Origin of the sequence: Nocardia farcinica (assembly GCF_029867845.1) — a bacterium.
Taxonomy (GTDB): domain Bacteria; phylum Actinomycetota; class Actinomycetes; order Mycobacteriales; family Mycobacteriaceae; genus Nocardia; species Nocardia farcinica_A.
The window spans coordinates 1-2,296 of the sequence record NZ_JARWRU010000918.1; the positions used below are offsets into that span (position 1 = coordinate 1).

At 73.8% G+C, this 2,296-nt stretch carries 2 protein-coding genes; one reads left to right on the plus strand and one right to left on the minus strand.

Annotation, left to right across the window (positions count from 1 at the left end; genetic code table 11):
• Positions 1-221 precede the first annotated feature (221 nt).
• A complete protein-coding gene (locus QH283_RS20210; RefSeq protein WP_280504547.1) occupies positions 222-446 on the plus strand; it encodes a hypothetical protein in 225 nt (74 codons plus the stop codon).
• 55 nt (positions 447-501) lie between these two features.
• Here the strand turns inward: QH283_RS20210 and menD are convergent, their stop codons facing one another.
• The gene (menD, locus tag QH283_RS20215; protein ID WP_280504548.1) at positions 502-2,139 is read right to left on the minus strand and encodes a 2-succinyl-5-enolpyruvyl-6-hydroxy-3-cyclohexene-1-carboxylic-acid synthase; all 1,638 of its coding nucleotides are present in this window, start codon (positions 2,137-2,139) and stop codon (positions 502-504) included.
• Positions 2,140-2,296: the final 157 nt, after the last annotated feature.

The following is a 2,296-nucleotide window of genomic DNA, read 5'->3' on the forward strand; positions in this document are numbered from 1 at the left end:
CGGCCCCCCCCCCCCCCCCCCCCCGCCCCCGGGGTCGCCCCCCCCCGGCCCCCCCCCACACCCCCCCCCCGCCCCGGGGCCCCCCGCCCGGGGGGCCAACCCCCGGGCCGGGGCGCCCGCCGCGGGCGGACGCGTCGGACGGGCGGGAGCGGGTAGGCGGGAATTGGGGCATGATCGAGGGCAGGCAATTCTCGAAGTGCACGAACGGAGAGGAGCGCACCATGGTCGACCGTCGCGTGTTCGGAGCGCCGGACGAGGTGTCGGAGACCGATCTCGTCGATCAGACGACGCCGGTGGACTACGAGGAACCCGACGACCCGGAGGTGGCCGTTCAGGATCCCCCGCCGGAGACCGACCCGCGCTCCGGCTGGGAAGCGAACCCCGCCGACGTGGTCGACCAGTACATCTCCGTGCCGCTCGACGACGTCGTCGAAGAGGAGCAGTGACGACGTCCTCGAAGAGGAGCAGTGACACGGTCCTCGAAGAGGAGCCGGTGACGCGCTAGGGCGCGATCCGGCTGCGCACCGTGGCGTGCAGTTCCCGCAGCCCGGACCGTTCGGTGATCACCTCGAGCACACGCAGCCCGTGCGCGCCTGCCTCGAGTTCGACGGCCAGCTCGCCGGGATCGACCTGCCGGTGCGGGATGCGGTAGGCCGCGCACAGGGCGGCCAGATCCATGCCGTGCGGAGTGCCGAAGACCCGCTCGAACACGCCCGCGTACTGCGGATCGCCCTGTTCGAGCAGTTCGAAGATGCCGCCGCCGTCGTCGTTGGCGACCACGATGGTCAAATCGGCCGGGCGCGGCTCCCCCCGGCCGATCAGCAGGCCGGAGGCGTCGTGCAGGAAGGTCAGGTCGCCGATCAGGGCGATGGTGCGGCCCTCGTGCGCCAGCGCGGCGCCGACGGCGGTGGAGACGGTGCCGTCGATGCCCGCCACGCCGCGATTGGACAGCACCCGCACGCCCGGCCGAGGACTGGACACCAGCGCCGCGTCCCGCACCGGATTCGACGCCCCAAGCAGCAGCTGGTCGCCCTCGCGCAGCGCGTCCATGACCACGGCGGCCACGTGCAGGCCGGTGGGCTTGGGATGCCCGGCCAGTTCGCCGCGCACGGCCTGTTCGGCGGTGGCGCTCAGCCGCGCGCAGTGCGCCAGCCACTCCGGCCGTGGCTCGCCGGTGGTGACCGCGCGGGTGCCGGTGCCGACCACGTTGCCCGAGACGTCGGGCCAGCGCGGGCCGGTGGTCAGGGCGTAGACGGTGACCTCGGGATCGGCCAGCAGCCGTGACACCTGCCGGTGCAGGGTCGGTCTGCCGGTGATGATCGCCTGGCGCGGCTTCAGCAGCGGCAGCGCCAGCGGGTGCAGGGCGGGCCCGTGCACCGGCGCGGTCGGCTCGGCGACCGTGGGAAGTCGCGCGAGCTCGGGGCGCAGGCCCGCGCCGTGACCGGAGACCACCACGGTGTCGATGCTCAGGTCGATGTCCAGCGGGACGTCGAGGGTGGCGTGGCGGGTGTCGGTCCACGGCTTGCCGTCCGCGCGGCCCGCGGGCTCGCTCTCCCCCGCCGCCAGGTCGGGGACCAGCGGCTCGCGCAGCGGGATGTCGAAATGCACCGGCCCGGCGTTGCCCGAACGGGTGCCGCGCGCGGCGGCCAGCACCCGGCAGACCGCCGAGCGCCACACGCTGTTCTGCTGGTCGTAGCTGCCCGCGCCCGCGCCGTCGGCCTCGGCCAGTCCGAGGCTGACCGTCGCGCGCACCTGGCTGCCGAACAACCCGAGTTGCTCGACGGTCTGGTTGGCGCCGGTGCCGAGCAGCTCGTAGGGCCGGTTGGCGCTCAGCACGATCAGCGGCACCCTGGCGTAATTGGCCTCGAGCACAGCCGGTCCCAGATTGGCCACCGCGGTGCCCGAGGTCATCACCACCGGGACGGGCGCGCCCGCCGAGATCGCCAGGCCGATCGCCAGGAAGCCCGCGGTGCGCTCGTCGATGCGCATGTGCAGCCGCAACCGCCCGGCCGCGTCGGCGGCCTGCAGCGCGAAGGCCAGCGGGGCGTTGCGCGAGCCGGGGCACAGCACGACGTCACGGACGCCGCCGCGCACCAATTCGTCGACGACAACCCTGGCCTGCGCAGTTGACGGATTCACCTCACCAGCCTGTCAGATGCGGGCGATCACGGCGCGGTCGGCCTGATCACACCCCCGCGAATGCCGATCACATCCTCGCAAATGCTGATACACATCGTCACAAACGCGACGAGGTGGCGGCGCCGCCCCCCGCCCCCACCCCGGACACAAGGGCCGG